This window comes from Amycolatopsis sp. cmx-4-54, from assembly GCF_046548895.1.
GTDB lineage: Bacteria > Actinomycetota > Actinomycetes > Mycobacteriales > Pseudonocardiaceae > Amycolatopsis.
The window spans coordinates 41,283-66,121 of sequence record NZ_JAEBEJ010000021.1; the positions used below are offsets into that span (position 1 = coordinate 41,283).

A 24,839-nucleotide genomic window follows, 5' to 3' on the forward strand; every position below is an offset into this window, starting at 1 on the left:
GGGACGTCTCGATGGGTGCTTTCACGACATATTCGTTACCCACGGACGATCGCCAATACGTCTTCGGTCAGCACCCGCACGGCCTCGGCGTCGGCGGCCTCGACGTTCAGGCGGAGCAGCGGCTCGGTGTTGGACGGGCGCAGGTTGAACCAGCCGCCGCCGGGAAGCTGCACGGTGAGCCCGTCCAGTTCGTCGATTTCGACGCCGTCGCGGGCGCCGAACGCGTCCTTGACCGCCATCATGCGCGCGACCTGGTCGTCGACGGTGGAGTTGATCTCACCGGAGGCCGCGTAGCGCGAGTACTCCGCCGTCAGTTCGGACAGCGGGCCCGTCTGCTCGCCGAGGGCGGCGAGCACGTGCAGCGCGGCCAGCATGCCGGTGTCGGCACGCCAGAAGTCACGGAAGTAGTAGTGGGCGGAGTGCTCCCCGCCGAAGATCGCGCCGGTCTTGGCCATCTCGGCCTTGATGAACGAGTGCCCGACCCGGGTGCGCACCGGCTTGCCGCCGTGTTCGGCGACGATCTCCGGGACGCCCTTCGACGTGATCAGGTTGTGGATGATGGTGCCGCCCGGCTCCTTCTCCAGTTCACGGATCGCGACCAGCGCGGTGATGGCGCTCGGCGAGACGGGCTCGCCGCGCTCGTCGACGACGAAGCAGCGGTCCGCGTCGCCGTCGAAGGCGAGGCCCGCGTCGGCGCCTTCCTCGCGCACCTTCGCCTGGAGGTCGACGATGTTCTTCGGGTCGAGCGGGTTGGCCTCGTGGTTCGGGAAGTTGCCGTCGAGTTCGAAGTACATCGGGACGACCTCGATGGGCAGGCCCGCGAAAACCGTCGGAACGGTGTAACCGCCCATGCCGTTGCCGGCGTCGACGACGACCTTCAGCGGGCGGCTGCCCGACAGGTCGACGAGCTTGCGCAGGTACGCCGCGTACTCCGCGAGGACGTCCTTCTCGGTCACCGAACCGCGCTGGCCCTGGAAGGCGGGCACGCCCTGCTCGACGGTGTCGCGGATCTCCGCGAGACCGGAGTCCTGGCCGACGGGGGCGGCGCCCGAGCGGCACAGCTTGATGCCGTTGTACTTGGCCGGGTTGTGGCTGGCGGTGAACATGGCGCCCGGCAGGTTGAGCGACCCGGACGCGAAGTACAGCTGGTCGGTGCTGGCGAGGCCGATCGACACGACGTCGAGGCCCTGGGAGGTCACACCGTCGGCGAACGCGGCGGACAGCTCGGGCGAGGAGTCACGCATGTCGTGGCCGATCACCACGGAGTCGGACTCCGGCTTGATCAACAGGGCGAACGCCGATCCGAGGTCGCGGACGAGTGCCGCGTCCAGCTGCTCACCCACCACGCCGCGAATGTCGTAGGCCTTCACGATGCCCGAAAGGTCTGGCACGCCTGCTCCCCGCCGATAGTCTCGTTACAACGCCCTCTGGCGCGCTCGAAAGCCTACCGGCGAGCCCTCGTGTCAGGCGCGGCCGGGCAGGACGCGCAGGTGGCCGCGCCTGCCCGAGGGTCCCTCAGGTTCGGGCTCCGGCGCGGGCTTGTCGGAACGGCCCGCCTCGCGCACGGCCTCGGCCAGCGCGGTCAGCTCGTCGGCGGACGGATCCGGGGCGGCGAAGGCGCCTTCGTGCCGGACGACTTCCCAGCCCTTGGGCACGGTCAGCCGGAGGGCGTGCGCCTCGCAGAGGTCATAGGAGTGCGGCTCGCTCGCCGTGGCCAGCGGGCCCACGACGGCCGTCGAATCACTGTAGGCATACGTGAGCGTGGCGACAGCGGGTTCGAGACAACCCGTTCGCGAACACTTTCGTACGCTCCGCACGATCGAGAACGATAGCGCGTCACGAGCCGGGCGTACCGGCGACACGCACTTTGAATCGCCGAGCGCGTACCCTTCGGTTCGTGGCGACGGCTCGTGATTCCCGACAGCGACGGCGGATGCGACGGGACCGGCACGGCCGGGGCCTGCGCGGAGCGCTGTATCCGTCGACCCTTCCCGCCGCCGCTAGCAGGGCGGAAAGGTTCGACGCGCTGGTTTTGGACGCGCTCGAACCGATCGAAGCGCGGTGGCGGCACGAGTTGACGAAGCTCGACGTCGCCGTCGACGACGTCCCCGAAGTTCGCTCGGATGGCGCACCGACCGGAGTGGACGGCGTGCTGCACGACGGCGCCGTCCCGCTCTCGCGACTCGTGCCCGCCGGCGTCGACCGCGCCGGCCTCCCGACGCGGGCCCGCATCGTCCTCTACCGCCGCCCCCTCGAAGCGCGCGCGAAGGACCCCGGGGAACTCGCGGAACTCGTCCACGACGTCCTCGTCGAACAGGTCGCGGGCTACCTCGGCGTCGAACCCGACGTCATCGAAGGCGAATAACCCTCAACTCAGCACCCCAGCCCCCGCCCTTCCCGGGGGGCGTCCCCAGCCCAGTGTATCGCGGGGCAGCGACGGGACCTGCGGAAACGGCGCCGGAGGGCTGAGTTGTCCACAAGGGGAAGGGGCTGTGGACAACCCAGGAGCGCGGGGGATCAGAAGGGTTTTCAACGTCGCATTCGAGACGCTGAGCGACCCCGCTGCGACATTGGGAACCCCGGGCGTGGCCAAGGGCCCGGGCCCGACTCTCAAGAAACCGGAGCACGCCTCCGCGTAGGAACAGCGGTCAGCAGCGTGAACAGCACCGCCGCCACCTGCGCCAGCAGCAACAGGTTCCGCGTCGTCCCCTGATGCTCCACCACGACCTCCGACGGCGTGGGCGGAACCGAGACCGCGACCTGGTGCCCCCAAGCCCGCACGATCGGCACCGCCTTGCCGTCCACGCTCGCCTGCCAGCCCGCCTCGAACTCCGCGGCCAGCACGAGCAGCCGCCCGGTCGGGCCTTCCGAGACGCGCACCCGCACGTCCGGCAGCCCGGCCTGCACCGGCGCCACCCCTGGCGACGCGCCGGGCGCGCCCTTCCCGGTCACGGCCGCCTGCGCCAGTTCCGGCGAGATCAACGCCACCTGCCCACCCGCGGGCAGCAAGCGCAGCACCGGACGCCCGTCCGAAGTCGGCGCCGCCGGAGCGACCAGGTCCCGCGCGAGTTCGACGAAAGCACCGCCGTCGGCGCCGCTCGGGAGGACCACATACGAGACCCCCGAGGCCAAAGCCCCCGCGAACGCCTGTTTCACCGCGTCCGGCGAGCCTTGCAGGAGGTCCCGGCGCCACGAGGCGAGCCGGTCGGCGCCACCGGGCGTCGGCGCGAGTTCGTCGTCGCCGAAACTCGGCAACCGCCCACCCGTCTGCCGGGCGACGTCGCCGATCACCAGCACCGAGCGGCCACTCGACGCCAGCTCCGCGGAAATCTCCGGAGCCAGCGAGGGACGCTCACCCGCCCGCAACGGCCCTTCCCGTCCGGCGACGACCGCACCGGTCGCCAACGCGAGCAGCACCAGCACCCCGGCCACGGCCGTGACCTTCGCCAGCCACGGCGCGGGGTCGACCCCGGACCCGCCTCGCTGCCAGGTCGCCAGCACCGTCCACAGCAACCCCGCGCTGATCACCAGCAGCGGCACCCCGGCGTACCCGGTCGCGTGCGCGCCGCCCGCCATCGGCGTCACGGCCACGAACCGCACCGCCACGAGCCCGAGTACACCCAGCACGACGACCGCGACACCGCCGCCCGCGCCCTTCGACGGCCGGACCACCAGCGCGACGATCGCGGCCGCGACCAGTGCCACCCCGATCGGCCACGCGCCGGGACCGCCAGGGTCCAGCCCGGCGAGGTCGGCCCCGGACGCGGCCGTCACGCCGCCGCCGAGCCCGTGCAACAGCAGTTCCGGATGCCGCAGCAGCACACTCGGCCACGGCAGCAGCAACGCCAGCGGCAGGAACACCACGATGCCGACCGAGGCGATCCGCCGCGCGAGCCCGGCAGGCGACGGCAGCACCACGAACCCGATCACGAGCCCGACGACCGCCAGCGCGTGCGCCAGCGGCGAGAAGGCGCCGATCAGCGCCAGCCCGATCGCGCTCAGGGCGGAAACGTGCAGCCAGCGCGAGTCCGCGCGGACCAGCAGCCCGACGATGCCCGCGATCACCAGGGGCAGCAGGAGGTGCACGACGACGACGTCGAGCCGTCCCTGCGCGACCGAAGCGGTGGCCGCGGGGAGCACGCCGTACGCCGCCGCCACGACGGCGCGAACCCACCGACGCACGCGAAGGTGCCGAGTGGCGGCGTACGCGCTCAGAGCGGCGAGGGGAATGTCACCGATCAGCAGGATCGCGACCAGTGCGGCCGGCCCGCCGATCGGCGTGAAGATCGCGCCGAGCGTGCCCAGCACCGGCAACGTCGCGGGCGCGGGGCTCGCCGTCCCGCCCGCGATCGCGTGCCACGGCGCGAGATACGACGACCAGATCTCGCCGAGCTCGCCGACCGGCAGCAGCTTCCCGCCGAAGAGGTCCAGCCCGAGCCGCGAACCGTTGATCACGAACGCGAGGGCCGTCAGCACCGCGAGCATGATCACCGGCGGGGCGAACACGGTCGCGCCAAGGACGCGTTTCCGGTCCACCTCGACGAACACGAGTTCCGGCTCCGGCCGCCGCCCGCCGTCCCGTGGCACCGGCGACGGCTTCGGTCCCGCGGGCTTTTCGGGTACCGCGACCGCGACGACCGCGCTGGGCCGCCGCAACCCCGTCCCCCGCGAGCCGACACCGCGCATCGCCCCGGCGGGCAGCGCACCGGGACCGATCGGACGGTCCTGCCCGGCCTTCACCGCCTCCGGCGGGATCCAGGCGCCTTCCTGATCGACGCTCTCCGGCACCGTCCCGAGGGCGAAATCCCGTTCCACGCCACGCCGGACGAGACCGACGACACCGGCCCGCACCGCGTTGCGCACCCGCGTCGTCCGGCCGGTGAACAGCCCGCGGACGTGGCCCGGCCGTCCGGTCTTCCGGCGTTCGGCGCGAGCCGCGCGCAGCCCGCCGCGGCCGCGCAGCAGGTGCCAGGCGGCCGCGAGTTCCGCGCCCGCCTCGCCGGTGCGCCGCAGCACCAGGAACGCGAGCGCCCGCAGCACCGCGAACAGCGGAATTCGAAAAAGGCCGAACCAAAAGGACAGTGGGGAGCAGTTGACGAGGAACACCCGCAGCCCGTGCGCGCGGTTCGCCGTCGCGAGGGAAAGACCGAGGGCGTCCGGTTCGCGCTGCCCGGTGCTGAGCGCGCGGGCGTGCCGGAGCCGGGCCGCCGGCACCGAAAGCACCCGGCCACCGGCGGCGTTGGCGCGCCAGCCGAAGTCGAGATCCTCGCGCAGCAAGGAAAAGCGGGGGTCGTAGCCGCCCAGGTCGTGCCAGACTTCGCGCCGCACCAGCGATCCCGCGCTCGGCACGGCGAGCACGGCCGTGTCGTTCTCGTCCGGTGAGATCTGCTGCCGGTGGCCGATGGCGTCGGTCGACAACCCGGCTTCGACGATGAGCCGCGGGTCGCTCCAGTCGACCGCGAGCGGGCCGAGCACCGTCGCCCCTGGCTCATTTTCGGCCGCTGCCAATAAGTTTTCGAGACAGTCGGGTTCCGGCGCGCAGTCGTCGTGCAGCAGCCAGAGCCAGCCGCCGGGATCACCCCAGCGTTCGACGGCGTGCTCGACGGCCGCACCGACGGCCGCACCGAAACCGACATCACGGGAAAGTGTGAGAATTCCGTCCAAGACCGGCGCTTCGCCTACGGACGCCGCGTCGGCGAGGATCTTCGCCGTCCCGTCGGCGGATCCGGTGTCGACCGCGAGGATGTGCCGCGGCCGGACTCCGCTGCGCCGCAGCGCGGAAAGCGCCAGTGGCAACCAGTTCTCGCCGTCGTGACAGACCACAATGGCCAGAACGGGGACCGTGCGCAACACAGGTGACGCGGCAGTGCGGGACAACGGGCACTCCAGATGTGGCGGCGAAGTCGAGTGCCGCCACCCTACGACGCGACCCTGTCACCCGTTGGTGGCCCCACTGGGTGGAAGCGGGCGTTAGCGATCTCCGGCACGCACAGGCCGCCGGAGATCGCCGTCACACAGCTCGCTTTTTCAGTTTCCTACGCTCACGTTCGGAGAGCCCGCCCCAAATACCGAACCGCTCGTCATGCGCGAGGGCGTACTCGAGGCACTCGTCCTTGACCTCGCAACCGAGGCAGATCCGCTTGGCTTCACGGGTGGAGCCGCCCTTCTCGGGGAAGAACGCCTCCGGGTCCGTCTGCGCGCAGAGGGCCCGTTCCTGCCAGTCCTGCTCTTCCGCGGAGGCATCGTCGAAAAGCTCGGTGAGATCGCCCAGTTGCTGCTCCGGGACCTCACCCCAACCCACGACTTGCCCCCATTCCCTTCCATCTGCTTCCAACCGCACGTCCGCCTCCTCGCTGTCCACGCACTCCCCAGGCTGGCGGTGTTGAAACACCATCCGCCGCCCCCTTCCAGCGACGAATGACATCACTGTGATTACACCCGTGTAGTGCGGTCAGGTCAAGCGGAGTAGCGAGTTCGGGGGATACCCGCGCGTAGAAGCGCAAGGGGACACGCCGAGAACTTCACATCGGGCATACGGAAGACTGGAGGGGTGCAGAGATCAGCAGTGCGGCCAAGCCCGATCTTCCTCGGCATCCTCGCGGTCACCGTTCTGGGCGGTGTACTGGCGGCTTTCGGTGACACGACCACGATTTTCAGCCAGAAGTACGACCCGCTCATCACCATCGGCGTGATCCTGCTCGTCATCGGCGGCTGGGTGGCGTCACTGACGCTCCACGAATTCGGCCACGCCGTCGTCGCGTTCCGCGGCGGTGACCACAGCGTCGCCCACAAGGGCTACCTGTCCATGGACGTCCGGAAATACACGGATCCGATCCTGTCCATCGTCCTGCCGCTGGTATTCCTCGTCATCGGCGGCATCCCGCTGCCGGGTGGCGCGGTCTGGATCGAACACGGCCGCCTGCGGTCACGCGGCGTCCAGTCGTGGGTTTCGCTCGCCGGGCCGTTGAGCAACCTCGGCGTCGGTGTCCTGCTGACCCTCGTCGTCGCGCTCGTGCCGATGGCGAGCGGCCTCGTGATCGGCCTTTCGTTCCTGGCGCTGCTTCAGATCGTCACATTCATCCTGAACATCCTGCCGATCCCCGGCCTCGACGGCTGGGGCGCGATCGAGCCGTACCTTTCGCCCGGCGCGCGCGAGTTCGGCGCGAAGGCCCGGCCGTGGGCGCCGCTGGCGCTGTTCGCCGTGCTGATCGCCATCCCTGGAGCCAGCGCCTTGTTCTGGGAAGTGTCCTACGCGGTCTTCGACTCCGTCGGAGGCTTCACGCGCGCCGCGCAATACGGACAGGACGCGTTCATGTTCTGGCGATAGGTCAGGAGCCGTCGGGATGCCGGGTGAACCATTCGTGCGCCCGCTTCCAGACGCGTTTGAGGCCGGACCGCTCGCCGAGGTAGTCCCCCGCCATGCCGATGACCGGCAGCTTCCCGAGCGCACGGTGGAAAAGACGGCCACGAGGCCGCTTTTCCAGTTCGTCGACGATGCCGAGCAGACCCCGGCCGAGGCGCCACAGCGTGCCGGCGGCCGCCTTCAGGGTGACCTTGCCGTGCTTCTTCTTCGCGTCGTCGAGTTCTTCGGTGAGCTTCGCCGCTTCGTCGTCTTCGGCGGCCTTGTCGTGTTCGGCGTGTTTGCCCGCCGCGATCACCGGATCGATGTCGCGTTCGAAAAGGACCCACGCGATCAGCCGGACACGGGCGCCGACGTCGGTCACGCCGTACTCCCCCGCGATCGCGCACAGCAACATCCCCTGCGCCGCCGAGCCGAGCGCGTCCTGCACGGGCAGCCGGTCGGCCAGCGCGCCGCCGAGACCGGGGATCGCGGTGATCAGCGCGGTGAACCGGCCGACCCGGTTCACCCACCAGTCGGTCCGCTGATAGTTCGACATCTCGGCCCACGCCGCCGTGCCGGGCACCTTGACCGAGGTGATCCCGTTGAGCAGCTTGTCCTTCAGCCCGGGCTCGACGCCGTCCAAGTCCTCGTGGCGACGCCCCCTGGACTGCAGGCCGAACGGATCCGCGTCACGCATCGCGTCGACCATCGGCCCGCAGGCCCGGACGAACGGTCGCAGCACCGCCACGACCTGACGGTCCGAAATCGCTTCACCCATCGCTGACTCCCTTCGCCGCCCTGCCGAGACCGCCGCCCAGCGCCAGTGCTCCCGGCAGCGCCCCGCCGCCGATCAGCAGCAAGGCCCGCCAGTCCTGTATCAGCACCAGATCACCACCGGGTCCGGTCACGCCCATCACGAGTACGACTAGTACCCAGACGAGCAGCGGAATCACCGAAAAGGAGGGCCGCACCACTTTCGCGGTCGTCCGCACCAGCAGCGGGGTGGTGATCACCGCGAGCACCACGGTCACCGGCATGGGCGCGTCACCGAGCTTCGGCAGCACGATCCCGTCGAGCCGGAGCGGCAGGAAGAACAGTTCGAGCAGGCCGAGCAGGAACGCGTCGAAGGTCAGCAAGGCCAGCAGCAGACGCTGCCGCGAGGTGAGCGGCGTGTTCACCTCGTGAGTCCCCCGAACAGATCGGCCGCGGCGCCTTCGGCCGGTCCGTGGGCGAGCACGAAGTACTCGTGCGGGGTGATCGGCTGCGCGATGTCGTTGCTCAGCGCGAAGTGATCCGCGAGATGCGGCGGAGCGGGCACGCTGACCTGGGTTTCGTGCGCCCGCAGCGCGGCCGCCTTCGCCGGGATGTGCGCGCCGACGTCGACGACGGTCGTGATGGCCTCGTCCGGCGTCACCGGCAGCTCGCCGTCTTCGGGGACCCGGAACGAGGAGCGCCCGCGCAGCGCGGCGAGGCCCGCCGCGACGGCGTCGCGGGAAGAAACCGTGTGGAAGACCCGCTCGACCGACGCGGCCATCGGCGCCGCGGCCATCGTGACCTCGTGCGCGCGGATGTGGTCGGGGTGGCCGTACCCCCCGAAGGCGTCATACGTGACGACGACCTCGGGCCGGACCTCATCGAGGATCTCGGCGAGCTGGGCCGCCTGCTCGCCGAGGTCGCCGCCGGAGAACGCGCGCGGATGGGCCGCGGACGGCGTCCCGGCCATGCCCGAGTCACGCCAGCGGCCGATCCCGCCGAGATACCGATGCCGCGTGATCCCCAGCGCCGCGCAGGCCGACGCCAGCTCGCCCGCGCGGTAGCCGCCGAGCTGGTCCGAAGCCCACGAACCGAGACCGTCGAGAGACGGCGGGATGATCTCGCCTTCCTCACCGAGCGTGCACGTGACGACGGTCACTTCGGCGCCTTCGGCGGCGTAACGCGCGATGGTGCCACCGGTGGTGATGCTCTCGTCGTCCGGATGGGCGTGCACGAGGAGCAATTTGGGCAGATCGGAGATCACGGCTTGAAGACTAATTCGAACACGGCGCGCTTTCCTTTATAGGGTGTCGGGAACGGAGGCCGGAGAGCACCGACCTTAGTCGGGCGACTCTCGGTTATCCTCGCGCACGTCCGAGGCATGCTTTACCGCCGAGGACGCATTAGCAGGGCATGGCCGATGCGCCGTGACCATATGTACCCCCACGAAGGGCATCTTGGTGAGCACTGAAGCAGCATCGTCGGACCTCGGCGGCGTCTCGGGTTCGGTTCTGTCCATCTCCGACCTGAGCGTCTCGTTCCCGACCGACGAAGGCGTGGTCAACGCCGTCAAGGGCATCGGTTTCGACGTCAAACCGGGTGAGATCGTCGCGGTGGTCGGCGAGTCCGGTTCCGGCAAGTCGGTGACCTCGATGTCGGTGCTCGGGCTGCTCCCGAAGACGAGCCGGATCGCGGGCGAGCTCCGCCTCGGCGACCGCAACCTGGCCGATCTGAAGGAGAAGGACCTCCAGAAGATCCGCGGCAACCAGGTCGCGATGATCTTCCAGGAGCCGATGACCGCGCTGAACCCGGTCTACACCGTCGGCTGGCAGCTGCGGGAGGCGCTCCGCTCGCACCAGGACATCTCGAAGGAAGCCGCCGACAAGCGCGCCATCGAGCTGCTGGAGATGGTCGGCATCCCGAACCCGCCGCTGCGCTTCAAGCAGTACCCGCACCAGCTCTCCGGCGGTCTGCGGCAGCGCGTCGTCATCGCGATGGCGATCTCGTGCGACCCGAAGGTCATCATCGCCGACGAGCCGACCACGGCGCTCGACGTCACCGTGCAGGCGGAGATCCTCGGCCTGCTGCGCAAGCTGCGCGACACGCTCAACACCGCGATCGTGCTGATCACGCACGACATGGGCGTGGTCGCCGACCTCGCCGACCGCGTGGTCGTGATGTACCAGGGCAACATCGTCGAAGAGGCGCCGGTGCGCGACCTGTTCGCGTCGCCGTCGCAGGAGTACACCCGCAAGCTGCTCGCCGCGGTCCCCGTGCTGGGCCAGCGGCCGGAAGGCCGCCGCCTGCTCGACGACTCCGGCATCGACGCCGACAGCGACGAGGCCTCGAAGATCGCCGAGGAGATCCGGCTCGAGGACTCCGAGCTCGCCGCGGTGATCGAGGAGAACGCGCCCGCGCTCGAGATCAAGAACCTCGTGCTGGAGTACCCCGGCCGTCGCGGCCAGGCGAAGAACCGCGCGGTGGACGACGTCTCGCTGAGCATCGCCAAGGGCGAGATCGTCGGCCTGGTCGGCGAGTCCGGTTCCGGCAAGTCGACCGTCGGCCGCTGCGCGATCCGCCTGCTGAGCCCGACCGCGGGCACCGTGTCGATCGCGGGCAAGGACATCACGAACATGTCGAACAAGGAGCTGCGCCCGCTGCGCCGCTACTTCTCGATCGTGTTCCAGGACCCGGCGTCCACACTGGACCCGAAGATGACCATCGGCGAATCGATCGCCGAGCCGATGGTGCTGCACAAGTTCCTGCAGGGCAAGGCCCTGAACCAGCGCGTGGCGTCCCTTCTGGACAAGGTCGAGCTCGGCGGCCACTACCGCAACCGGTACCCGCACGAGCTGTCCGGCGGCCAGCGCCAGCGCGTCGCCATCGCGCGGGCGCTGTCGCTCGACCCGGCGCTGCTGATCGCGGACGAGCCGACCTCGGCGCTGGACGTGTCGGTGCAGGCGCGGGTGCTGGACCTGTTCCTGGACCTGCAGCGCTCGCTGCAGTTCGCCTGCCTGTTCATCAGCCACGACCTCGCCGTCGTCGACCTGCTGGCCGACCGCGTCGCGGTGATGCAGTACGGCAAGCTGGTCGAGGTCGGCACGCGTGACCAGGTGCTGCACTCGCCGCGCGAGGACTACACCCGTCGTCTGCTGTCGGCCGCTCCGGTCGCGGACCCGGTGCTGCAGGCCGAGCGGCGTGCGGCCTGGAACGCGGGCAAGCTGGCCCCGGTGGCCGACTGACCCTCAGAAGCACACGAAGGCCCCCTTCGCCGCGCTGGACGCGGTGAAGAGGGCCTTCGTGTATCTGGACGGCACTCGCGTGACTGGAGCCGTATCTCGCGTGACTGGACGGACGACACACGGGGCCCCGTCCGCGACGCGCGTGTCGTCCGTCCAGTCACGCGTGTCGTCCGCCTGATCACGCGTGTCGTCCGTCCAGTCACACGGAAGTACCGGCGCGGCAAGCACCCTGACAGCCCGGAGCGCGTCGCCGTGCGATGAAAGCCCCGCAGAGGAATCCCTGAAGCGCGTGAAGGCCCCCTTCCCTCGGCTGAGCCGAGGGAAGGGGGCCTTCACGCGCTGGAGAGGGCCTTACGCCTTCTGGCGGCGCTGCCGCGGGTCGAAAGCGTCCCGCAGACCGTCACCGATGAAGTTGATCGTCAGCGAGATCAGCACCAGCACGACGAACGGGCCGAAGAACAGCGCCGGCCGCGCTTGCAGCTGCGCGTAGTTCTCGAGGATGACCCGGCCGAGCGAAGTGTCCGGCAGTTGCACCCCGAGCCCGATGAACGACAGTGCCGCCTCGATCAGCACGGCCTGCGCGATCGCGAGGGTCGCGTTGACCGTGATGAGGCCGACCATGTTCGGCACCAGGTGCTTGAACACGATGTGGAACGTCCCGGCGCCGGACGCGCGGGCGGCGTCCACGAACTCGCGCTGGGACAGCGACATCGACTCGGCCCTGGCGATACGGGCGATCGGCATCCAGCCGAAGGCCGCCAGCACCATCGCGACGATGTACCAGGTACCGCCGCCGAACACCTTGGCCAGGATGGCCGCGGCCGCGATCTGCGGGACGATCAGGAACAGGTCCGTCACGCGCGAGATCGCCGAGTCGGTGAAGCCGCGGAGGTACCCCGCCATGGCACCGAAAACGGTTCCGATGGTGGTGGCGACGAGCGACACGATGAGCGCGATCAGCAGCGAGTACTGGGTGCCGCGCAGGATCTGCGACACCATCTCCTTGCCGACCTGCGTCGTGCCGAGCGGGTAGTCCGCACTGGGCTTGGCGAAGGACGGGAAGGAACTGTCCTCGTAGCTGTACGGCCAGAAGATCGGCATGATCAGCACGGTCAGCACGAGCACCAGCAGGATCGCCGTGCAGATCATCGCCAGCTTGTGCCGCAGGAACTTGCGCAGGACCAGCTTGCCCTGACTCTGCGGCTCGGGCAGCGGCTCCGCCGGGAGCGCGCCGTCGGCGGGCTTGGAGCCTTCCGCCGCGATAAGGGAGTTCAAGTCAGCCAACGCGAATCCTCGGGTCCAGGATGCCGTACATCAGGTCGGCGATCAGGTTGGCGACGATGATGCTGCTGGCGATGAGCACCAGCCACCCCATCATCACCTGCGTGTCGCTCTTGGTCACGGCTTCGACGAGCAGCTTGCCCATGCCATTCCAGTTGAACACCGTCTCGGTGATGATCGCGCCCGAGAGCACGGCACCGAAGTTGACGGAGAACAGCGTGGTCACCGGGATGAGCGCGTTCCGGAAGGCGTGGCGGAAGATGACCCGGCCGTTGGGGAGTCCCTTGGCGCGCGCGGTCCGCACGTAGTCCGCGTTCAGCGTCTCCAGCATCGAAGCGCGCTGGAACCGGCTGTACGCGGCGAAGCTGATGGCCATGATGGACAACGTCGGCAGCAGATACGCGCCGACATAACTGGCCAGGAAACCGCCTGGACCGTCGAAATTCAGCGATTCCGGACTCGTGGTGCGGATCCACGGGTTACCGAGCACATCGGACAGTCCCAGGTCGCGGACCCAGCCGTTGAACTCGATCGCGTACCGCTTGAGCACGATGGCGACACAGAAGATCGGCATCGAGAACAGCAGGAAGGCCAGCGTGGTGGCGACGTAGTCGATGATCGAGTACTGCTTGACCGCCGCGACCACACCGACGAGCACGCCGAGGACGAGCGCGAGGATCTCGGCGCCGACGACGAGCTTCAAGGTGACCTCGAACGCGTCCATGACCTTCGGGAACACCGGGGCCTGCGCGTTGCCCTGTGCGATGGAGACGCCCCAGTCGCCGGTGACGAAGTTGCCGAGCCAAGTGAAGTACCGGGGCACGATGCTCTGGTCGAGGCCGAGCTGAGAGGCCATCTGCGCGATGGCTTCCTTGCTCATGGCCGGGTTGCTCTTCATCTCGGCGAGCGGGTCACCGGTGCCGGCGACCATGACGAAACACAGGAAGGTCCCGACCAGCAGGACGGGAATCGATATCGCCAGACGGCGAAGAATGTAGATCACCAGGTTCAACGAACTGCTCCTCATCCGGGCCTGGCCGCCGAAGTGCTGGACCGCTGCCCGGTTGTCCACCGTAGTGGCGGTAACCCTACGGTCAACAGCTACTTCCGGCGGGTAAGGGGCCCGGCTTATGGCCGGACCCCTTACCACCAGGATCGCGTAAGCGAGTGGTGAAAAAGCGGGGCGGAGGCCCTACTTCTTCTGCTCCCACTCACCGACGTTCCACAGGACACCGTTGTACGACTGCATGTAAGTGCGGTCGATGCCCTTGAACGCCCACATGGACGGGGTCTGGAACAGCGGCAGCGTCGCGTACTCGTCCGCGATCGCCTGGTCGGCCTTCTGGTAGCTCTCCAGCTGGACGGCCTCGTCGGTGGCCTTCACGGCCGCCTCGAAGGACTCGTCGATCGTCTTGTTGGACAGGCCCTGGTAGTTCTGGCTGCTGTCGTCGACCCGGGTGATGTAGATCGACTTCTGCTCGGCCTTGAACGGAGCGGCGGACCAGCCGAAGAGCGCGGCGTCGTAGTCGCTGGCCGCGAGACGGCCACCCTTCAGGAAGTTCGCGTCCTGGTCGTCCGTGATCTCGAGACCGGCGGCCTTGGCCTGCGAGATGATGATCTCGACGGTCTGCTGACGGCGGGTGTTCTGGTTGTGCGAGATCTTGAACGACGCGCGCTGGCCGTTCTTGGCGAAGATGCCGTCGCCACCCTTGACCCAGCCGGCGTCGGTCAGCGTCTTGGCCGCGGCCTCGGCGCCCAGACCGGCCTTGCTGCTGTACAGGTCCTTGAAGCCCTGCTCGCCCGGCATGAACACGATGCTGTTCAGCGGGGTCGCGTCGGCCTGGACCTCCTTCAGCAGCTTGTCGGTGATCTCCTGGCGGTTGACGACCTCGAAGAACGCCTTGCGCAGGTCCTTGTCCTTGAACATGCGCTTGTAGTTGAGGTCGATGTGCTCGAAGGTCAGCTGCGAGGCCGAACCGTAGGTGATGCCCTGGGCGGCGAGGCCCTTCATGGTGTTCGCCGCGGTGGCGTCCGGCTGGGTCGAAGCGGCGACGTCGATCTCACCGTTCTGCAGCGCGGTCGCCATGGCCTTGGTGTCCTCCATCGCCTTCACGACGATCTTGGAGGGGCCACCCTTGCCACCGATCCAGTTCGGGTTCTTCTCGAGCGTGACGGCCTTCTGGTTGGCGTCGAACGCGGTGATCTTGTACGGACCCGAAGCCGGCATGTGCTCGGCCTTGAAGCCCTTGAACCCGTTGGTCCAGAAGTCACCGGCCTTCGCCAGCTGGGCCGCGTCGCTGGTCGGGGTCAGCTTGGTGATGTCGGCGACGCCCGAGTTCTTCTCGACGATGTGCGCGGGCATGATCGCGGTCGAGTTGAACAGACCCTTGTAGTCCAGGTACGGCTCGGTGTACCTGGTCTCGAAGGTCAGGTCGTCCTTGCAGGTCGCCTGGTCGATCAGCTGGTAGCCGGTCGTCGAAGCGGCGAGGAAGGCCTGCTTGCCGTCGGAGGTCTTCGCCTTGCCGGAGTGCGCCAGCCACGACAGGTACATGTCGTCGCAGTCGAACGCCTCGTTGTCCGACCACTTGACGTTCGGCTTGATCTTGTAGACGACGGTCTGCGGCGACTTGGAGGTGACCTCCCAGGAGTCGAACACGTCGTTGTTCAGCAGCACCTTGTTGTTGCCGTCGAGCACGTCGGCGCCCGCGAGCACGGCGGTCAGGATGTAGGTGTTGTACGACGTGTTGGTGTCAGGCGTGTCGTTGTTGTAGCCCGAGTACCCGTCGTCGATACCCACCGTGACGGTGCCTTCGTACCCCGGGGTGTCCGCGAGCTTGAAGTTTTCGCCGTTCTGCGCCTTGCCGGTCGCCATGCTCTTGATGTCGGTCGACGACCCGTTCGGGTCGGTATTGCCGCTGTCGCCACCGCTGCATGCGCTCAGCACAAGCGCGGAGGCCGCGACCAGCGACCAGGCGGAGACTGCCTTGGACTTCCTCATGAAGTGTGCCCTCCTAGCACTGGGCTCCTGAGATCGGAACAGGACCCCACACCGCTCCGGTGAGATGGCCCGGAGCTTATGACACGCCAAGCAACACTCATTTGGCGCACTGCGGGTGCACGCTAGAAAGGAAATGCACGAACAGTCACCAGTTCCGGGGCGATCGTGACCAAAGGGTAACTTGCGGCTGACATCAAGAAATACAGTGGTTACCTTGAGGAATCAGTCCACCACTCGAACGTGCCGGGAAAGGTCACCCTCCAGGGTCCGACTCGGACTCGAAACGGCTACTTCGGACCCCGTGTCCAGTTCACCGCGGACCCGAAAGGGCCCACCATAGGAGGACCTGCGGTTACTCCGGAAATACCAGAGCCGATGGCGAGGGTATCGGCCAGCTGGAACAACGGAATGGCGACATTCCGACGCCACAATTCCGGCTCCAGGGCCGAAAGCGTGTCGGCCACCGGGGTGGCGCCGGTCAGCGCGGCGTCGATCGAGGCCTGCAGGGCCGGATCGCAGAAGCCCAGCGGGTTCCCCGGGACGACGGCCTTGGTCTTGTCGGGGAGCTGATCGGGACGGCAGCCGAAGGTGGACGCCAGCGCCGAAGCGACGTCCGCACCGCCGGTGACCTGGCCGATCACGGCGATGTCGATGCCGACGTTGCCCGCGCCCTCCGGTGTCGTCTGCTGGATCCCGTCGAGCACCGGCATGGCCAGCATCGTCGAGAAGAGCTCCCTCGGCTGCGGGGCGATCGCGTTGACCTCGATCCCCGCGGCCACCAGTTGCGCCGTCAGCTCCTTGGCGATCGTCGCGTACGGCTCCTGTTTGGCCGGCGAGGCCACGACCAGCGAAAGGTTCTTCCCGTTCTTCCGCCAGGTGCCCGCTTCCTTGGTGTATCCGGCGGATTTGAGCAGGTCCTCGCCCTTGACGGGATCCGCCGCCGACGGCGGTCCCGGTGCCGGGATCGTCGGCTGGAAACCGGCCGCCGACGGGACGCGGACCTGCGCGTCGGCGCGGAGCTTGTCGGACGGCCCGCCGTCGGTCGCCTCGGTGATCAGCTTGCCGCGGTCGATCAGCGCGGTGACGCCTTCGCGCACCTTGGGATCCGACAGCGTCGAGCTCACCGGCCGCAGGAGGATCTGCGCGACCGTGGGACGCGCGACGGTGTGCAGCTGCACGGCCGAGCCGAGCTCGCCGAGCCGTTTGAGGCCGGTGCCGTCGGTCCTGGTCATCGCGAACTGGTCGTTGCCGCTGCGCAGGGCGGCCAGTGTGCCGTCCTGATCGGCCGCACGGAGCACGATCCGGTCGAGGGCGGAGGGTTTCTCCCAATAGCGCTCGTTGCGCTCCAGGGTGATCTCTCCGCGCGCCGTGTCGAGGCCCTTGATCGAGTACGGGCCGCCGACCGCCGGGAACGTCGTCGCCAACGCGCCCCGCCACCCGTTCGGGGCGTCCTTGAGCAGATGCGCGGGCAGGAGGTTGCCGAAGAGCGTCTGCCAGCCCGGATACGGCTTGGCGAAGGTGACCTCGACCCGCTTGCCGCCTTCACGCGACTGGATGTCCGAGATCAGCCGGTAGCCGGCGGCGCCGATGACGCCCGGCTGGTCGCGCATCGCCTCGCGGAGATAGGCGAAGTCCTCGGCGGCGATCGGCGCGCTGTCGGACCAGGAGGCGTCCGGGCGGATCGTGTACGCGACCGTGAACGGCTGCTGTGAGACGACCTCGGCGGACTTCATCAGGTTCTTGTCCAGCTCGAAGCTGCCGTCGTCCTTCGGGCGGAACACCGATGGGAGCAGCAGCTGCGAAAGCGCCGACGTGACCTGGGAAGCGTCGGCGAGGTTGTGCGGGTTGTAGCCGCCGAGGACGTCGTCGACACCCACGACCACCTGCGAAGGCGTCTTCGTGGTCGACGTGCTCACCGGGGAGGCCGAGGAGCTGACCACGGGCGGGGGCGGGGTGTTGCTGCAGGCGGCGAGGAGCACGGCCGCGCACGCCAGCATGGACGCCGCTGTGGTCGGTGACCGCACGCCTGGATCCTCCTGGTTCGTCCCTCGCCTCGTCGCCATAGAGCTATCACGCGCGCCATGGCCTCGGCAGCGAGATTCCCATATCGGCCCGGCCGTCGCCCGACCGGATGCCGTCCTCCTCCGGTGGACGTCCGGCAGGCCCCCGGGGTTCCTGCCGGGCCGAGGCTTTTCGGAGCCGCCGGAGCGCGCGTCCCGGCAATCGGTTCCGCCAACCCGGAACATTCCGGAACGGCCGCCGGAATGTTCGCCACCGCACGATTGATGACCGAAACGATCGCGACCGCGAGTCCTATCCGGACGCATTCAGGGTCTTTTGTTTCGCGCCCGCCCGGATCCGCGTTCTCGACGCGGCGCGCGGGGCCGCTTCGTCGTCGTTCCGTCCGGGGTGTTCCGGTGTTGTGAACACCGTCCGAAAAGGAAATCGGCTTTCCGCTCGAAATTGTCGGGAAAGGACCTTTCTTTAACGAAGAACGCCCGTCCGAATACGGTGCGTGACCGCAGGGAAGCCGGAAACGCCGGAGGGCGCCTACTCACGGTGAGTGAGCAGGCGCCCTCCGGCGCGGGACGATCGGGGGTCAGCCGCGGTTCTTGTTGCGGTTGCGCTCCTTGGCGCGCTGGTTGACGTCCAGCGTGACCTTGCGGATCCGGACGACGTCGGGGGCGACCTCGACGCACTCGTCGACGGAGCAGAACTCCAGCGCCTCCTCCAGGCCCATCTTGCGCGGGCGGGCCAGCGTCTCCATCACGTCGGCGGAGGACTGACGCATGTTGGTCAGCTTCTTCTCCTTGGTGATGTTGATGTCGAGGTCTTCGGCGCGCGGGTTCTCGCCGACGACCATGCCCTCGTACACCTCGGCGCCCGGTTCCACGAAGAAGGTGCCGCGGTCGGCCAGCTGGATCATCGCGTACGCGGTGATCGGGCCGGACCGGTCGGCGACCAGCGAACCGGAGTGGCGGGTGCGGATCTCGCCCGCCCAGGGGAAGTACCCCTCGAACACGTGGTTCGCGATACCGGTGCCGCGGGTCTCGGTGAGGAAGTCGGTGCGGAAGCCGATCAGGCCGCGTGCCGGGAGGACGTAGTCGAGCTTGATGCGGCCGGTGCCGTGCCCGCCCATGTGCTCCATGCGGCCCTTGCGGGCGGCCAGCAGCTGCGTGATGCCGCCGAGGTGCTCCTCCGGGGAGTCGATCGACAGCCGCTCGAACGGCTCGTGCAGCTTGCCGTCGATCATCCTGGTGACGACCTGCGGCTTGCCGACGGTCAGCTCGAAGCCTTCGCGGCGCATCTGCTCGACGAGGATGGCCAGCGCCAGCTCGCCACGGCCCTGGACCTCCCAGGTGTCGGGGCGCTCGGTCGGCAGCACCTTGATGCTGACGTTACCGATGAGCTCCTGGTCCAGACGGGCCTTGACCAGACGGGCGGTGACCTTGTCGCCGCCGCTGCGGCCGGCCAGCGGCGAGGTGTTGACGCCGATGGTCATCGAGATGGCGGGCTCGTCGACGGCGATCCGGGGCAGCGCCTCCGGGTTCTCGACGTCGGCGAGGGTGTCGCCGATGGTGATCTCCGGGATACCGGCGATGGCGACCAGCTCGCCCGCGCTCGCCTCGGTCGCCGGGACGCGGGTGAGCGCCTCGGTGACCAGCAGTTCGGAGATGCGGACGTTCTGGATGGTGCCGTCCTCGCGCATCCACGCGACCGTCTGGCCCTTGCGCAGGCTGCCGGAGTGGATGCGGATCAGCGCGATCCGGCCGAGGAAGTTGGACGCGTCGAGGTTGGTGACCAGCGCGCGCAGCGGGCCTTCGCGGTCGGCGAAGGGCGGCGGCACGTGGCGCATCAGGGTCTCGAACAGCGGGTCGAGGCTTTCGCTCTCGGGCACCGCGCCGTCGGCGGGCTGCTCGAGGCTGGCCTTGCCCGCACGCGCGGAGGCGAAGACGACCGGCAGGTCGAGGATCGCGTCGAGGTCGGCGTCCTCGATGTCACCGGCCAGGTCGAGCAGGAGGTCGTGGGTCTCTTCGACGACCTCGGAGATCCGGGCGTCGGGCCGGTCGGTCTTGTTGACGACCAGGATCACCGGCAGGCCGGCTTCGAGGGTCTTGCGCAGCACGAACCGGGTCTGCGGGAGCGGGCCCTCGCTGGCGTCGACCAGCAGCACCACCCCGTCGACCATGGACAGGCCGCGTTCGACCTCGCCGCCGAAGTCGGCGTGACCGGGGGTGTCGATGACGTTGATCGTCACCATGCCCCCGTCGGTCTTGCGGCGGATGGAGGTGTTCTTCGCGAGAATGGTGATGCCCTTTTCCCGCTCGAGCTCCCCGGAGTCCATCACGCGATCGACGAGTTCGGCGCGTTCCTCGAACGCGCCGGACTGCCGGAGCATCGCGTCGACGAGGGTCGTCTTGCCGTGGTCGACGTGTGCGACGATGGCGACGTTGCGCAGGTCGGGCCGGGTCTTGCCGGACGAGCGGCCGGCATCGACTGCGGTGGCGCTGGCTGCGGGCACGCGAAGGCTCCAAAGGTTTCAAGTTCGGGTGTGGTGCCCGCGCTCGCGCGTTCGAGACACGCCCGGCCGACTTTGGCCATACGCGGACCACACCAGGATACCGGTAGCCCGGATGTGAGCGGCCCCACGCCCCCAGATGGGTTAGGCTGGCCTAACGTCCAGAGGTCGCCGACGCAGTCGGACACGAGGAGCGCGAGTGGGCAAGAAACTACCTGACGACCCGCACAAGCTCGTGCGCAAATGGATGAAGTCCGGCAAGGTCAAGAAGAAATGCTGCCGGTCGAAGTCGAGGTGCGGCAAATGCCCCGTCCTCGCCCTGAAAAAGGCGAAGACGAAGATCGCGAAAGCCGCTTAGAAGACCGTCAATGCACCACCGCCTCGTTGATCGCCCGCAGTTCCGGCGCGGTCCTGGTCGGCGAGAACTCGATCACCTCGTAGGCGGCCATGTGCTTGATCGAGAAGGGGTCGGTCGCGAGGATCGCGTCCAGCTTTCCCCTGGCCATGGGCCTGGTGATGAGCACGCCGCCGATCCGCGGGTTGCGCCTGCCGGAGGCGAGGAAATTACCGTGCTCGTACTGTTTGCTCAGCCAGTCGGCATGATCGGGTAGAACGTAGTCGATTTCTTCGATGGGCGCGGTGTAGGTCAGCAGGACGACGAACATGAGTCGAAGGTAGACCCGCATCGCCAATATGACGGGTGTACTGCCGCGGCTGATATGAAGTGTTGACGCTACGTGCCCGCAATGAGTGACTCGCCCTTGTTTCACCCCGCGTTCAGTCCTCGGGGATGCGGTGGTTCGACGTCGAACCACCGCGTCCCCGAAGACTGAACGCGGACGGCTCGGTAGGATGGACGCATGCGCGCGCAGTACGCTCAGTGGTGGCCGCCCTCCGGCGGCCCCGAAGTCCTGCGCTGAACCAGACGAGCGCACCACCAGGCCGCCCCACCGGGCGGCCTTTTTCGTGCCCGGACCCTGGGGCGGCCCGAATCCGGAAGGAAGAAGGCAGATGATCAGGTTGTCCGGGATCACCCCGTCCGGCCACGTCCACGTCGGGAACCACCTGGGGGCCATCCGGCGCTGGGCCGACGAGGGCGGGCCGGACGACCTGTACTTCGTCTCCGACCTGCACGCCATGACGAACTCGCACAATCCGGCGAAGCTGCGTTCGATGGCGTCGGAACAACTGGCCGTGCTGATCGCGGCCGGGATCGAACCGGACCGCGTGTTCGTGCAATCCGACATCGCCCGCGAGCTGGGCGCCCTCAACTGGGTCCTGGAATGCACCTGCAACTACGGCGAGGCCGCCAGGATGATCCAGTTCAAGGAGAAGTCGAAGGGGCGGGCCGGGGTTCGGCTGTCCCTGCTGACCTATCCGGTGCTGATGGCGGCGGACATCCTGCTGCAGGGCGCGGACGAGGTCCCGGTCGGCGAGGACCAGCGGCAGCACGTCGAGCTGGCGCGAACGCTGGCGAAGCGGTTCAACTCCACCTACGGCGACGTGTTCACCATGCCGAAGGCGGTGCTGCCGCCCGCCGGCGCGCGGGTCATGGACCTCGCCGAGCCGACGCGGAAGATGTCGAAGTCGACGAAGGAAGAGGCCGGGGTGGTCTTCGTCCTCGACGAGCCCGACCAGGTCCGGCGGAAGGTCAAACGCGCGAAGACCGACGGCGGGTCGAAACCGGCCTACGCGCCGGAAACCCGGCCTGGGATGGCGAACCTGCTGGACGTCCTCGCGGCGTGCACCAAGGAGAAGCCCGAAGTCCTCGCCGACCGGTTCGACTCCTACGGCCAGGTGAAAGAGGCCGTCGCCGAGGCGCTGATCGAGGAACTGCGGCCGGTCCGGGGCCGCGCGCTGGCGCTGCTGGCCGACCCCGGCGAGCTGGAGCGGGTGCGCAAGGCGGGTGCCGTCCGGGCGGCGGAACGGGGTGAGCACCGGTTGCAGTCCGCGTTGCGGCTCATCGGCGCCGGCTGAAGGTCCGTGATGGCCTCCTTCCCTGCTTTCAGGGTAGGGAAGGAGGCCTTCACGGACTTGAGAGCAGGGCGTGCAGCGCGGGCAGGAGGACGCGGTCGGCGGGCAGCCAGTCGAGGTCGTCGAGGTCGGGCACGGAGATCCACCGAATGTCCTTGTGCTCCACCGCTCGCGGCTCGTCCGCGGCGCTGACCAGCTTCGCGGCGTAGATCCGCAGCACTTTCCCCTTCGGCAGCGGCACGTCTTCGCCGACCCGGCCCGCGACCGTCACGGCGACGTCCAGTTCCTCCAGGCATTCACGGGCCAAGGCGGCTTCGTCGCTTTCGCCGTCCTCGACCCGCCCGCCCGGCAGTTCCCATTGCCCGGCGTGGTCGGCGGGCCAAGCCCGCTGCTGCGCCAGCAGCTGTCCGTTCCGCACGATGGCGGCACCCACGATCACCACGCGCTCACCCTACGACCGCGCGTGATCAGACGGACGACACGCGTGATCAGGCAGACGACACGCGTGATCAGATGGACGACACTGCCGAGGGAGGGGTGTGTCGTCCATCCAGTCACGCGAGTCGGCCTTCTGATCACGTGTGTCGTCCATCCAGTCACGCTCCAGGCGGACCGAATCACCTACTGAGGCCGCGCCGCCTGCCAGACCACCTGGAAACGCGCACCGCCATCGGGTGACTCACCGACGCGGACGCGGCCTCCTCGGCGCCGGACGGCTTCCGCGACCATCGCCAGCCCCAGCCCGGTGCCGCCGGAAGACCGGGCCCGCGAATCGGACACGCGGTAGAACCGGTCGAACACCCGCTCCCGATGCTCCGGCGCGATACCCGGCCCGTCGTCGTCGACCACCACCCGGACGGTGGACCGCGCCGCGAGCACCGACACCACGATCTGGCCCCGCGCGTACCGGCAGGCGTTGCGCAGCAGGTTGCTCAGCACCAGCTCGACCTCGGCGTGCGTGGCGAGCGCCCAAGCGGTCCCGACCGTGCCGCTCACCCGGATCTCCGGCGCGCCGGCGGGCATCCGCGCGACCGCGGCCCGCACCTCGCTCACCAGCTCGACGGGTTCCGCGGGCGGGACCTCCCCCGCGTCCGACCTCGCCAGCGCGAGCAGCCCGTCGAGCAGCGCGGAAAGCCGTTCCGCCTCCTCGAGGATGTCGGAAAGGGTCTCCTGCGAGAGGTCGGGATCGGGATTGGTGACCGCGACCTCGGCCTGCACGCGGATCGACGCGACCGGCGACCGGAGCTCGTGCGCGGCGTCCCCGGTGAACCGGCGAAGCCGTTCGGCGCCTTCCTCCTGCCTGGCCAGCAACGCGTTGAACTCTTCCGCCAGCGCGCGCAGTTCGTCGTGCGAATCCGGGAGCGGCAGCCGTGCGCCCGGCGGGAGCGCCCGCACCGACCCGCGCATCCGCGCCACCGGCCGCAGCGCGAAGCGCACCAGCAGCCACGTCGCGATCCCGGCGCCCACCGCGCCGACGGACGCGACCACGAACAGCCACAGCCCGCCGGAGTGCACAGCCGTCGCGAAGCCGACCAGACCCGCGCCCGCGACGACGAGCCGTTGCTGCCCATCGGGGGCGGTGACCACGGTGCCCGCCCAGCGCCAGCTGTGCTCACCGCCGGTCGTGACCGATTCGCCCGCCTTCAGCGCCCGGACGTCCGAGGGGCCGAGGTTCGCGGGCGGGAGGCCGTCCACCGGGCCACCGCCGGTGTCGAGGACGCGGACGGTGACCGCCGATCCCGACGGCGTCCGTCCCGCGGCGACGTCGGCCTTCGCGGTGTTCAGCCGGCCACTCAGCTCGTCGTCGACCGAGCCGATGAGCAGCGGCTGGAGGTTGTCCCCCGCGACCGCCGCCAACCCGAGCAGGAAACCGAGCGTGACCGTGGCCGTGAGCAGGGTGATCCGCACCTGGAGCGACCGGCGGCGCCACCAGGACGGCGAGCCGATCACCCCTGTCCCGCCGGGGCGATCACTTCGTCGAGCTGCGGGTCCGAGGCCAGGTAACCGTGCCCGCGCACGGTCCGGACCAGCGCGCCGGCACCGGCCGCGTCGAGTTTGCGGCGCACGTAACCGACGTAGACCTCGACGACGTTCCGCGTCGCGGCCTGCTCGTCACCCCAGACGGCGCGCAGCAGCTCGTCCTTGGTGACGACCGTTCCCGCCCGGCCGGCCAGCACCTCCAGCAGCGCGAACTCGCGGGGACTGAACGCCACTTCGACGCCGTCGTAGCGGACCTGCCGCAGGCTCCGGTCGACTTCGAGCGCGCCGATGCGCAGCGGCCCGCGGATGGCGTCCGGCGAGGCCCGCCGCAGTACCGCGCGCACCTGCGCGACCAGGACGACGAACGAGAACGGTTTCACGAGGTAGCCGTCGGCGCCGAGGTCGAGACCGTCCGCCTGGTCGACCTCGCCGTCCTTCGCCGAGATCATCAGCACCGGCGTGGTGACACCGAGCGCGCGCAGGCGTTCGAGCACGCGGTAGCCGGAAAGACCGGGGAGCATGATGTCGAGCAGGACGACGTCGAAGGAGCCCGTCTGCGCGAGCCGCAGGCCGCTGGGCCCGTCGGCCGCCGTGACCACGTCCATGTCCTCGGCGCGCAGCCCCCGCTGCAACGCCTTGCGCACGCCGGGCTCGTCGTCGACCACCAGTACTCGAGGTTTCACGTCCCTCATCATTCACGCTTCGACCAGCTCACGCGCGACCTCTCAGCGCCATCTCAGCTCCGGCGGC

The 24,839-nt window shown here is 68.9% G+C and carries 21 protein-coding genes; 5 read left to right on the forward strand and 16 right to left on the reverse strand.

Annotated elements, in window-relative coordinates:
- Positions 1-35: 35 nt before the first annotated feature.
- Together ACLJQ7_RS41025 and ACLJQ7_RS41030 are read right to left on the reverse strand one after the other, a co-directional pair.
- Positions 36-1,391 carry a phosphomannomutase/phosphoglucomutase gene (locus tag ACLJQ7_RS41025; protein WP_410653588.1) on the reverse strand — a complete coding sequence of 452 codons (1,356 nt, stop codon included), beginning with the start codon at positions 1,389-1,391 and terminating at the stop codon, positions 36-38.
- A 72-nt stretch (positions 1,392-1,463) separates the two neighbouring features.
- Positions 1,464-1,817, reverse strand: coding sequence for a DUF3499 domain-containing protein (locus ACLJQ7_RS41030; RefSeq protein WP_073848429.1), 354 nt, complete (start codon positions 1,815-1,817; stop codon positions 1,464-1,466).
- Positions 1,818-1,933: 116 nt separating this feature from the next.
- Here ACLJQ7_RS41030 and ACLJQ7_RS41035 point away from each other — a divergent pair, with 116 nt between their 5' ends.
- A complete protein-coding gene (locus tag ACLJQ7_RS41035; protein ID WP_007028954.1) occupies positions 1,934-2,365 on the forward strand; it encodes a metallopeptidase family protein in 432 nt (143 codons plus the stop codon).
- A gap of 245 nt (positions 2,366-2,610) precedes the next feature.
- On the opposite strand, the gene ACLJQ7_RS41040 is transcribed toward ACLJQ7_RS41035, so the two are convergent.
- Complete coding sequence (locus tag ACLJQ7_RS41040; RefSeq protein WP_410653589.1) at positions 2,611-5,877, reverse strand: glycosyltransferase; 3,267 nt, start codon at positions 5,875-5,877, stop codon at positions 2,611-2,613.
- 133 nt (positions 5,878-6,010) lie between these two features.
- Positions 6,011-6,394 (reverse strand): WhiB family transcriptional regulator, encoded by a 384-nt coding sequence (locus tag ACLJQ7_RS41045; RefSeq protein ID WP_007028952.1) that lies wholly within the window; start codon positions 6,392-6,394, stop codon positions 6,011-6,013.
- A gap of 171 nt (positions 6,395-6,565) precedes the next feature.
- Between ACLJQ7_RS41045 and ACLJQ7_RS41050 the strand changes: the two genes are divergently transcribed.
- Positions 6,566-7,327, forward strand: a complete 762-nt coding sequence (locus ACLJQ7_RS41050) for a site-2 protease family protein (protein ID WP_410653636.1) — start codon at positions 6,566-6,568, stop codon at positions 7,325-7,327.
- A gap of 1 nt (position 7,328) precedes the next feature.
- Here ACLJQ7_RS41050 and ACLJQ7_RS41055 read toward each other — a convergent pair whose 3' ends face one another.
- The 3 genes from ACLJQ7_RS41055 to mshB are packed head-to-tail and all read right to left on the reverse strand — an operon-like array spanning position 7,329 to position 9,359.
- On the reverse strand, positions 7,329-8,120 hold the full coding sequence (locus tag ACLJQ7_RS41055; RefSeq protein ID WP_410653590.1) for a hypothetical protein: 792 nt from the start codon (positions 8,118-8,120) through the stop codon (positions 7,329-7,331).
- Entirely contained in the window at positions 8,113-8,520 is a 408-nt protein-coding gene (locus ACLJQ7_RS41060; protein WP_410653591.1) for a hypothetical protein, read from the reverse strand. Before ACLJQ7_RS41060 ends, ACLJQ7_RS41055 begins: the two co-directional genes overlap by 8 nt.
- On the reverse strand, positions 8,517-9,359 hold the full coding sequence (gene mshB, locus ACLJQ7_RS41065) for an N-acetyl-1-D-myo-inositol-2-amino-2-deoxy-alpha-D-glucopyranoside deacetylase (protein WP_410653592.1): 843 nt from the start codon (positions 9,357-9,359) through the stop codon (positions 8,517-8,519). The genes ACLJQ7_RS41060 and mshB overlap by 4 nt, the downstream gene beginning before the upstream one ends.
- A gap of 196 nt (positions 9,360-9,555) precedes the next feature.
- On the opposite strand from mshB, the gene ACLJQ7_RS41070 reads away from it, so the two are divergent.
- Entirely contained in the window at positions 9,556-11,337 is a 1,782-nt protein-coding gene (locus ACLJQ7_RS41070) for an ABC transporter ATP-binding protein (RefSeq protein WP_410653593.1), read from the forward strand.
- A 351-nt stretch (positions 11,338-11,688) separates the two neighbouring features.
- Here the strand turns inward: ACLJQ7_RS41070 and ACLJQ7_RS41075 are convergent, their stop codons facing one another.
- The 5 genes from ACLJQ7_RS41075 to typA all read right to left on the reverse strand — a co-directional run bounded on the left by ACLJQ7_RS41075 (position 11,689) and on the right by typA (position 20,138).
- Entirely contained in the window at positions 11,689-12,621 is a 933-nt protein-coding gene (locus tag ACLJQ7_RS41075) for an ABC transporter permease (protein ID WP_410653594.1), read from the reverse strand.
- Positions 12,614-13,630, reverse strand: a complete 1,017-nt coding sequence (locus ACLJQ7_RS41080) for an ABC transporter permease (protein WP_410653637.1) — start codon at positions 13,628-13,630, stop codon at positions 12,614-12,616. The genes ACLJQ7_RS41075 and ACLJQ7_RS41080 overlap by 8 nt, the downstream gene beginning before the upstream one ends.
- 180 nt (positions 13,631-13,810) lie before the next feature.
- Positions 13,811-15,616 (reverse strand): ABC transporter family substrate-binding protein, encoded by a 1,806-nt coding sequence (locus tag ACLJQ7_RS41085; protein WP_410653595.1) that lies wholly within the window; start codon positions 15,614-15,616, stop codon positions 13,811-13,813.
- 287 nt (positions 15,617-15,903) lie between these two features.
- Complete coding sequence (locus ACLJQ7_RS41090; RefSeq protein ID WP_410653638.1) at positions 15,904-17,613, reverse strand: ABC transporter family substrate-binding protein; 1,710 nt, start codon at positions 17,611-17,613, stop codon at positions 15,904-15,906.
- A 602-nt stretch (positions 17,614-18,215) separates the two neighbouring features.
- Positions 18,216-20,138 (reverse strand): translational GTPase TypA, encoded by a 1,923-nt coding sequence (typA, locus tag ACLJQ7_RS41095; RefSeq protein ID WP_410653596.1) that lies wholly within the window; start codon positions 20,136-20,138, stop codon positions 18,216-18,218.
- A 196-nt stretch (positions 20,139-20,334) separates the two neighbouring features.
- Between typA and ACLJQ7_RS41100 the strand changes: the two genes are divergently transcribed.
- Positions 20,335-20,493 (forward strand): hypothetical protein, encoded by a 159-nt coding sequence (locus ACLJQ7_RS41100; RefSeq protein ID WP_007028942.1) that lies wholly within the window; start codon positions 20,335-20,337, stop codon positions 20,491-20,493.
- A gap of 7 nt (positions 20,494-20,500) precedes the next feature.
- On the opposite strand, the gene ACLJQ7_RS41105 is transcribed toward ACLJQ7_RS41100, so the two are convergent.
- Positions 20,501-20,800 carry a YciI family protein gene (locus tag ACLJQ7_RS41105; protein ID WP_410653597.1) on the reverse strand — a complete coding sequence of 100 codons (300 nt, stop codon included), beginning with the start codon at positions 20,798-20,800 and terminating at the stop codon, positions 20,501-20,503.
- Positions 20,801-21,146: 346 nt separating this feature from the next.
- On the opposite strand from ACLJQ7_RS41105, the gene trpS reads away from it, so the two are divergent.
- Positions 21,147-22,112 (forward strand): tryptophan--tRNA ligase, encoded by a 966-nt coding sequence (trpS, locus tag ACLJQ7_RS41110; protein WP_410653598.1) that lies wholly within the window; start codon positions 21,147-21,149, stop codon positions 22,110-22,112.
- A gap of 49 nt (positions 22,113-22,161) precedes the next feature.
- On the opposite strand, the gene ACLJQ7_RS41115 is transcribed toward trpS, so the two are convergent.
- The 3 genes from ACLJQ7_RS41115 to ACLJQ7_RS41125 all read right to left on the reverse strand — a co-directional run bounded on the left by ACLJQ7_RS41115 (position 22,162) and on the right by ACLJQ7_RS41125 (position 24,784).
- Positions 22,162-22,551 carry a (deoxy)nucleoside triphosphate pyrophosphohydrolase gene (locus ACLJQ7_RS41115; RefSeq protein WP_410653599.1) on the reverse strand — a complete coding sequence of 130 codons (390 nt, stop codon included), beginning with the start codon at positions 22,549-22,551 and terminating at the stop codon, positions 22,162-22,164.
- Between the two features lie 179 nt (positions 22,552-22,730).
- Positions 22,731-24,059, reverse strand: coding sequence for an ATP-binding protein (locus ACLJQ7_RS41120; RefSeq protein ID WP_410653600.1), 1,329 nt, complete (start codon positions 24,057-24,059; stop codon positions 22,731-22,733).
- The gene (locus ACLJQ7_RS41125) at positions 24,056-24,784 is read right to left on the reverse strand and encodes a response regulator transcription factor (protein ID WP_410653601.1); all 729 of its coding nucleotides are present in this window, start codon (positions 24,782-24,784) and stop codon (positions 24,056-24,058) included. Before ACLJQ7_RS41125 ends, ACLJQ7_RS41120 begins: the two co-directional genes overlap by 4 nt.
- Positions 24,785-24,839 lie beyond the last annotated feature (55 nt).

Coding starts and splice junctions, on each gene's coding strand:
- ACLJQ7_RS41035 (WP_007028954.1), top strand. CDS start 1,934: ATGCGACGGGACCGGCACGGCCGGGGCCTGCGCGGAGCGCTGTATCCG.
- ACLJQ7_RS41045 (WP_007028952.1), bottom strand. CDS start 6,394: ATGGTGTTTCAACACCGCCAGCCTGGGGAGTGCGTGGACAGCGAGGAG.
- ACLJQ7_RS41055 (WP_410653590.1), bottom strand. CDS start 8,120: ATGGGTGAAGCGATTTCGGACCGTCAGGTCGTGGCGGTGCTGCGACCG.
- ACLJQ7_RS41085 (WP_410653595.1), bottom strand. CDS start 15,616: ATGAGGAAGTCCAAGGCAGTCTCCGCCTGGTCGCTGGTCGCGGCCTCC.
- ACLJQ7_RS41090 (WP_410653638.1), bottom strand. CDS start 17,613: ATGCTGGCGTGCGCGGCCGTGCTCCTCGCCGCCTGCAGCAACACCCCG.
- ACLJQ7_RS41105 (WP_410653597.1), bottom strand. CDS start 20,800: ATGTTCGTCGTCCTGCTGACCTACACCGCGCCCATCGAAGAAATCGAC.
- trpS (WP_410653598.1), top strand. CDS start 21,147: ATGATCAGGTTGTCCGGGATCACCCCGTCCGGCCACGTCCACGTCGGG.
- ACLJQ7_RS41125 (WP_410653601.1), bottom strand. CDS start 24,784: ATGATGAGGGACGTGAAACCTCGAGTACTGGTGGTCGACGACGAGCCC.